At 64.7% G+C, this 7,469-nt stretch carries 5 protein-coding genes and 3 pseudogenes; 6 read left to right on the top strand and 2 right to left on the bottom strand.

Annotated features, from left to right (window positions below; all coding sequences use genetic code 11):
* The 5 genes and pseudogenes from H7290_RS09175 to H7290_RS09155 all read left to right on the top strand — a co-directional run.
* Nucleotides 1-185: pseudogene (locus H7290_RS09175) on the top strand (sugar ABC transporter permease); the annotation flags it as partial.
* Nucleotides 182-1,006: a carbohydrate ABC transporter permease gene (locus tag H7290_RS09170; RefSeq protein ID WP_290513715.1), complete on the top strand. Its 825-nt coding sequence runs from the start codon at nt 182-184 to the stop codon at nt 1,004-1,006. The pseudogene H7290_RS09175 and the gene H7290_RS09170, both read left to right, overlap by 4 nt.
* The gene (locus tag H7290_RS09165) at nt 1,006-3,531 is read left to right on the top strand and encodes a glycoside hydrolase family 2 protein (RefSeq protein WP_290513714.1); all 2,526 of its coding nucleotides are present in this window, start codon (nt 1,006-1,008) and stop codon (nt 3,529-3,531) included. Before H7290_RS09170 ends, H7290_RS09165 begins: the two co-directional genes overlap by 1 nt.
* Nucleotides 3,528-4,499: a hypothetical protein gene (locus H7290_RS09160; protein WP_290513713.1), complete on the top strand. Its 972-nt coding sequence runs from the start codon at nt 3,528-3,530 to the stop codon at nt 4,497-4,499. The genes H7290_RS09165 and H7290_RS09160 overlap by 4 nt, the downstream gene beginning before the upstream one ends.
* A complete protein-coding gene (locus H7290_RS09155; RefSeq protein WP_290513712.1) occupies nt 4,492-5,436 on the top strand; it encodes a BadF/BadG/BcrA/BcrD ATPase family protein in 945 nt (314 codons plus the stop codon). The genes H7290_RS09160 and H7290_RS09155 overlap by 8 nt, the downstream gene beginning before the upstream one ends.
* Before the next feature lie 259 nt (nt 5,437-5,695).
* Here the strand turns inward: H7290_RS09155 and H7290_RS09150 are convergent.
* Nucleotides 5,696-6,300, bottom strand: a pseudogene (locus H7290_RS09150) (recombinase family protein).
* Between the two features lie 295 nt (nt 6,301-6,595).
* Complete coding sequence (locus H7290_RS09145; protein WP_290513711.1) at nt 6,596-7,042, bottom strand: hypothetical protein; 447 nt, start codon at nt 7,040-7,042, stop codon at nt 6,596-6,598.
* Nucleotides 7,043-7,168: 126 nt separating this feature from the next.
* Between H7290_RS09145 and H7290_RS21325 the strand changes: the two are divergent.
* Nucleotides 7,169-7,469, top strand: a pseudogene (locus H7290_RS21325) (recombinase family protein); the annotation flags it as partial.

Below are 7,469 nucleotides of genomic sequence, written 5' to 3'. Positions count from 1 at the left end.
TCATCATCACTGGCGGAGCCAACGGCAGCACGACCTTCGTGATCCAGACGATCCAGACGGCCTTCGTGTTCCGCAAGGTCGGGCTCGCCTCGGCGGTGGCCGTGATCCTACTCATCATCGTGCTGCTCGTCACCTGGATCCAGCGCAAGGTCGTCCCCGACGAGAAAGTGACCCTGTCCTCATGATCCGCACCCTCTGGACTACCGGGAAATACGTTTCCCTCGTTCTCGGCTCGCTCGTAGCCCTCGTGCCGATCATCGTGATCGTCTTCGCGTCGCTCAAGACGAACACCGAATACGCCACTTCCGGTCCGCTCGTGCCACCGGAGAACTGGTTCAACTTCGGCAATTTCGTCACAGCTTTCGTCAAAGGCCGGATGCTCACTGGTTTCCTCAATACAACGTTCATCGCCGTCGTCTCGGTGACCGGCACCATCCTGATCGGCACTATGGCCGCTTACGTGCTTGACCGGTTCGAGTTTCGCTTCAAGAAGCTCGTCTTCGCGCTCTTCCTGATCGCGACTCTTGTGCCCGCCGTGACGACCCAGGTGGCCACTTACCAGGTCGTCAATTGGTTCCACCTCGTGAACACCCATGGCGCAGCGATCATCCTGTTCATGGGCACCGACATCCTTTCGATCTACATCTTCATTCAGTTCATGCAGTCGATTCCCCGCTCGCTCGACGAGGCCGCCATGCTCGACGGCGCCAGCCGGCTCGGTATCTACTGGCGGATCATCCTCCCGCTGCTCGGCCCGGCTATCGCCACGGTCGTCATCATCAAGGGGATCGCGATCTACAACGAGTTCTACATCCCCTACCTCTACATGCCCAGTCAGGACCTGGCGGTGATCAGCACCTCACTGTTCCGCTTCCAGGGGCCGTACGGCGCCCAATGGGAGGTCATCGCGGCCGGCATCATGATCGTGATCCTGCCAACGCTGATCATCTTCCTCTTCTTGCAACGATTCATCTACAACGGCGTGACCTCAGGAGCTACCAAGTAATGACGATCCACATCGACCAGAACCTGCCCGCCAACCGGGCACCGGCGACCACCCACCCCAGCCGCCGCTCGCTCAGCGCTGACTGGAGCGTCGCAGCCCTGGACGGGCCAGTACCCCGGGAGGTTCGGCAAGCCGTGATCCCGGCAACGGTTCCCGGCTCCGTGCACACCGACCTACTGGCGGCCGGACTCATCCCCGATCCCTACCTCGACGACAACGAAAACCTCCTTGCCTGGATCGGACTGACCGACTGGCGCTACACCAAGACATTCGCGTGGCAGCCGGGCGGCAGCACGCAGACCGAGGTGGTCTTCGACGGCCTCGACACTATTGCCTCGATCGAGCTGAACGGGCACCCCATCGGCGAGACCCGCAACATGCACCGCCGCTACCGGTTCGATCTGCGCCCGCGGCTCAAGGCCGGGCTGAACGAGCTCACTGTGACCTTCCGCTCCCCCGTGCGCGCAGCGGATGCCGCCAGCCTCGACCTCGGTTACCGCCCGCACGTGAACCACCACCCCTACAACGCCATCCGCAAGATGGCCTGCAGCTTCGGCTGGGACTGGGGAATCGACACCAGCACCAGCGGAATCTGGCGCCCCGTGACACTGGAAAGCTGGTCGGTGGCGCGGATCGAGAGCGTGCGGCCGATTGCCACGGTTACAGAGAACACCGGCACCATCGACGTCCATGTCGAGGTCGCTCGAGCCAGCGAAGCGACCCTGCTCGTCGCCGCATCCGTCGCCGGAGTGTCAGCGACAGTCGAGCTCGCCGCCGGAGAGACGACCGCGCTCGTGCGTCTTGAGCTGCAGGAGATCTCTCTCTGGTGGCCGCGCGGCTACGGCGAACAGCCGCTCTATGACGTAGCCGTCACCCTCACCCAAGCCGCCGACGGCGTCGCCTCCACCGAACTCGACACCGCAAGCAAGCGGATCGGCTTCCGCACGGTCGAGTTCAACACCACCCCAGACGACGCCGGCACCCCGTTCACAATCGTGATCAACGGAGTGCCCGTCTTCGTGCGCGGTGCCAACTGGATCCCCGACGACGCCTTCCCACATCGAGTCGACCGGGCCCGCTACCTGGACCGCATCGAACAGGCCGAGTTCGCCAACATCAACCTGATCCGGGTCTGGGGCGGCGGCATCTTCGAGGCCGACGACCTCTACGAGCTCTGCGACGAGCGCGGCATGCTCACCTGGCAGGACTTCCTCCTCGCCTGCGCCGCCTACGCCGAAGAGGCACCGCTCGGCGATGAGATCGAGGCCGAGGCCCGCGACAACGTCAGCCGGCTGGCCGGTCATCCCTCGCTGGTCGTGTTTAACGGCAACAACGAGAACATCTGGGGCCACGAGGAGTGGAACTGGAAGAAGCGCCTCGACGGCAAGACCTGGGGCGGCGGGTACTACTACGAGGTGTTCCCGCGGATCGTCGCCGAGCTCGCCCCGCAGGTCGGCTACACGCCGGGCAGTCCCTTCTCGCCCGGACCCACGCCTGAGAACGGCGGGCACACGCCAAACGATCCAGACCACGGCACCATGCACATCTGGGACCTCTGGAACCAGCGCGATTACCCCGACTACCGGGAGTACACGCCGCGGTTCGTCGCCGAGTTCGGCTGGCAGGGGCCGCCGACCTGGTCCACCATGACCGGCTCTATCGGAGACTCCCCGCTGACCCCGGAGTCCCCCGGTATGCTCGTGCACCAGAAGGCGATGGAAGGCAACGTCAAGCTCACCGACGGCCTGCTCGCTCACTACCCGCTGCCCGACGAGATCGACGCCTGGCATTGGGCGATGTCACTGAATCAGGCGAACGCCATCAGCACCGCGATCGAGCACTTCCGGTCCCTGCAGCCGCACTGCATGGGCAGCATCGTCTGGCAGCTGAACGACTGCTGGCCGGTCACTTCCTGGGCTGCCGTCGACGGCTACGGCCGGCCCAAACCTCTGCTCTACGCCCTCCGCCACGCCTACGCAGACCGGCTCGTAACCATCCAACCGCGGGGCGACGTGCTCGCCGCCATCATCGTGAACGACTCCGCCGAGCCGTGGTCGGGTCCGCTGGTCACCCGCCGACTCACCGACACGGGAACCGTGCTCGCCGAGCACACGGAGCAGGTGAGCCTGCCCGCGCGGTCGACGGTCACCGTGGCTCTCCCGGCAGACGTGTCCGTGGCAACGGACACTGCGACAGAGCTCTTGCGTGCGGACCTCGACGGGGTGCGCGGCCACTGGTTCTTCGCCGAGCCCAGGGACACCCGCCTCAACACAGCCACCTTCGACACCCGGCTCGACCAGGTCGAGGACGGTTACCGGCTCACCGTCACCGCGAACACCCTCATCCGCGACCTCGCCCTGCTGGTCGACAAGATCGACCCGGCCGCCACCGTGGACGACATGCTCGTGACTTTGCTGCCCGGCGAGAGCGCGACCTTCACCGTGACCACCGCAGTTGCACTCGACCTTGCAATCCTGTCGGCGCCAACGGTGCTGCGCAGCGGTAACCAACTGGTGCGGCCGTGACCCTATCCACGACGCAGCTCAACGGCCCGGTCTGCGGGATGACCTGGGGCTGGACCGGTGTTCGCGGGGACTGGGCCACCGACGAGGCCCGTCGCTCGATGGCCAAGATGAGCGAGCACGGCGTCAACTGGACCGCCCTGGCCTACGCAGCCGTGCAGGAAAACGCGCAGTCGACGGAAATCCCCTACGACCAGGAACCGACCGTGACGGACGAGGAGGTGCGCTGGGCAATCCGCGAGGCGAGGGCTCTCGACCTCAAGGTTTGTCTGAAGCCCGTCGTCAACTGCGCCGACGGCACCTGGCGCGCATATATCGGTTTCTTCGATTGGGAGGTTCCGGGCGAGCCCGGCTGGGCAGACTGGTTCAAGTCGTACACGGCGTTCATCCTTCATGCGGCCCGGCTGGCGGAGGCCGAGGGGTGCGAGATGCTCTGCATCGGCTGCGAGATGGTGCGCGCCGACGGCCAGGGCGCCCGCTGGCGCACGTTGATCGCCGGGGTGCGCGAGGTCTACTCCGGGCTGATCACGTACAACTGTGATAAATACCAAGAGGACCACATCGATTGGTGGGACGCAGTCGATGTGATCAGTTCGAGCGGCTACTACCCGCTGGGCTCATTCCCAGCCGAACTCGACCGGATCGAACCCATCGTTTCCCGGGCCGGTAAACCTTTCTTCTTCATGGAGGCCGGCTGCCCGAGCCGCACCGGGTCCGCCGCCAAGCCGAATGACTGGGCACTGCCCGGCGACCCGAGCGGCGCGGAGCAGCTTCGTTATTACGACGACATGTTCGCCGCCGCCGCCGAGCGCGACTGGATGCTCGGTTTCATGCTCTGGGACTGGCCGGCCCGGCTCTACTCAGCGGCCGACGCATCCCGGAACGACGACTACTGCGTCTACGGCAAACCGTCCGGGACGTTCCTGACCCAGCAATACCGCGCACTGCAAGGACTTCCCCACCATGAGTAACCACCACCGCTCCCTCTCCATCGATGCCGGCCAGACGGGCATCCGAGCGACACTGCATGACGAGGACACGGCCGATGAGACCGTCGAACTCCCGGGGATCCTCACAGACACCAATCTGATTCCCCAACTGGTCGACGTCGTCGCGCGGGTAGCCCGGACATCCGGACGGGCGATTCACACCGTCAGCGCCGGAATCTCCGGCTTCACCTACTCCCTCGCCGATGCCGACGGGCTACGCGCTGCCACCGACGCCCTCGGCATACGCGAGGTCTACCTCGCCCACGACTCGGTCACCTCCTACCTCGGCACGCTGGGCGACTGTCTCGGAGCCGTAGTCGCGGTCGGGACCGGGGTGGTCACCCTCGCCGTCGGCGAAACAACGGTCACCCGGATCGACGGCTGGGGCAACCTGATCGGCGACGCCGGCAGCGGCTACTGGATCGGCCGCGCAGCCCTCGACGCCGTGATGCGCGACTACGACGGGCGCGGTACCCGCTCAGCCCTTACGGACGCGGTGCGTGCGGACTTCCCGAACCTGGAGACGGCCTACGTTGAGCTGCAGGGCGATCCGGGCCGGGTGAGCCGGATCGCTGCATACTCACGGCACGTCACCGCCCTGGCACCGACGGATGCCGTCGCCGCCACCATCTGCGCCGCCGCGGCCGCGGAACTCGTGCTCTCGGTCGCGACGGGCCTTCGCCGCGTGGGTGAGGGATCCGGGCCAGCACCGGTCGTCTGTGGTCTCGGCGGGGTGCTGCGGGCTCCGGAGATCAGCGTGCCGTTCGAGCAGGGCCTGCGTGCCCTCTGGCCAGCCATCGATATCCGCACACCGCTGGCCAGTGCTCTCGAAGGTGCAGCCCTCCTACCCGTCCTTGCTGCCCACAGTGCCCTCCGCGACCGCGTTGCGGTCTCCGCCTCGAACGCCCTCGGCCGGTAGCCGTCATCACCGACGGGTCACGCACCGGTTATCGAACGTCAGGAAAGCGCCTCGCACCCGGGGTCTCAGCAAGCTGACCACCGGCTGCCGTGCTGTCGGTGGTCAGTTCATCGGTGGTTGAGCTTGTCAAAACCCCGCTCAGGGACATGTGGCGGTGGATCGGGCACGGTTCTGGTCGGTAGGGGGCCAGGTCAATTCGGAGTCCTACCAGGCCGACACACACGGTCCAACGACAACAAGGCCTCTAGCAGGAGAGCACCTACTTCTTGGATAGAAGCTTCGCACCGTCGGACCGCAGCTCCCCCGCCGGTGAGACATGGCGGTACAGCGTCTGCCGGGTGATCCCGAGCTCCTTGCAGAGGTCGCCAACCTTCGGCCCATCGCGGCCATGGCCAGGCGGACCTTGGCCGGCGTCATCTTGAACGGCCGCCCGCCCGTCCTCCCCCGTGCTCGAGCTGCGGCAAGCCCGGCGACAGTGCGCTCAGAAATGAGCGCGCGCTCGAACTCGGAGAGAGCAGCAAAGATTCCGAAGACGAGCTTCTCAGGTGCCGTCGTGGTGTCGATCGCTGCGCCCTCTCCGGTGAGCACCTTGAGGCCGATGCCACGGTCGGTGAGGTCATGCACCGTATTGACCAGATGACGCAGGTCTCGGCCGAGCCGATCCAGCTTCCAAACCAGGAGCGTGTCACCATGACGCAGCGCCTTCAGACAGGCCGCCAGGTGTGGCCGGTCGTCCTTCTTGCCGGATGCCTGGTCCTCGTAGAGATCCCCTGCAGCGACGCCGGCGGCCAGGAGAGCGTCTCGTTGTAGATCAGTGCTCTGCGAACCATCAGCTTTTGACACGCGCATGTATCCGACGAACATGCTCGACCCCTGTCATTTAAACGTCCGATTACGTGACAGACGAAACTTCGCCTCCGACAGAAGAAAAAATGTCACTCATCCAGTCATTCATTCTAGGTCCCGCAAAAGCCGTGGATTTGGGTTGGGTGACGGCTGCGACTGCTGGTGCTCTGTGGCGGCCTTCTGTGATCGCTATTTGGCGCATTGAGCTATATGCCCGCGTCGCTCCGGACCGGCGTCAGCGTCTTGTATCCCATCGTTTTCGACCGATTTTGGGCAGAGCTCTCCTACCCGACGGAGAGTGTGCGTTTTTGAGCTACTTACGCTTGTGCGTAATCCGGTGTCCGCGAACCAGAGCGAGTCGGCGCGCAGCCTTATCGCTCAGCATTGGCAACACGATCAAAATTGCTCGGCAAACAATATAAATTGCCAGGGCAAAGCCGATCGCGTAGCCGGCGGTTGCCGGGATCTCAATTAACAGCTGGGGCAAGTGACTACCTCCACCGTCGGGACCGCCGACCGAGATGGCCGGCTCACTCATCTCCCGCCAGAGGCGCGGATGAGTTGCTTTCGGAGACGCTGAAGCGCCTGAGTTGGTGCCATGAAGAAGGCACAAAAAAAGCCAGCAAAAGCTGGCACGCAAAGTGAGTGACGCATTCAACCCGCTCGGCGTTGTCGAAACAGAGCTGAGGGCATAAAAAAAGCCAGCGTGATCGCTGGCTGCACCGCAGATCGCCGGAATCTCGGGCGCGGCGATTCGCATAACTACATCGCATAACCTACTGGTTGGATGACGGTACTCACCGTTAGTCATGAGACGCCAAGGAGCAGAGTGACGAAGCTGATCGGCTACGCGCGCGTATCGACGCGCCAGTAATCCACCGACCGGCAACAGGTCGACATCCTGGCGGCAGGTGTCCGGCGCGACGACCTCTATGTCGACCAGGGGGTCTCTGGCGCCCGAGCATCGCGGCCTCACTTCGATCGCGCGCTCGACGCTCTCGAGGATGGCGACACCCTCGTCATCACGACCCTGGATCGGCTCGGCCGGTCAACGCAGAACATGCTCGCTTTCGCAGAGGAGCTCCGCGGCCGCGGTGCCGGCCTTCGCGTGCTGAACCTGGGCGGCGGCGACGTCGACACAGCGACACCGATGGGGTCCATGCTGTTCACGATCATGGCGGCGCTCG

Origin of the sequence: Aeromicrobium sp. (assembly GCF_014378035.1) — a bacterium.
GTDB lineage: Bacteria > Actinomycetota > Actinomycetes > Propionibacteriales > Nocardioidaceae > Aeromicrobium.
Note: the sequence above shows the minus strand (reverse complement) of the source record. Positions and strands in the feature narration are given on the sequence as shown.

Coding starts and splice junctions, on each gene's coding strand:
- H7290_RS09155 (WP_290513712.1), top strand. CDS start 4,492: ATGAGTAACCACCACCGCTCCCTCTCCATCGATGCCGGCCAGACGGGC.
- H7290_RS09145 (WP_290513711.1), bottom strand. CDS start 7,042: ATGCGAATCGCCGCGCCCGAGATTCCGGCGATCTGCGGTGCAGCCAGC.
- H7290_RS09165 (WP_290513714.1), top strand. CDS start 1,006: ATGACGATCCACATCGACCAGAACCTGCCCGCCAACCGGGCACCGGCG.
- H7290_RS09170 (WP_290513715.1), top strand. CDS start 182: ATGATCCGCACCCTCTGGACTACCGGGAAATACGTTTCCCTCGTTCTC.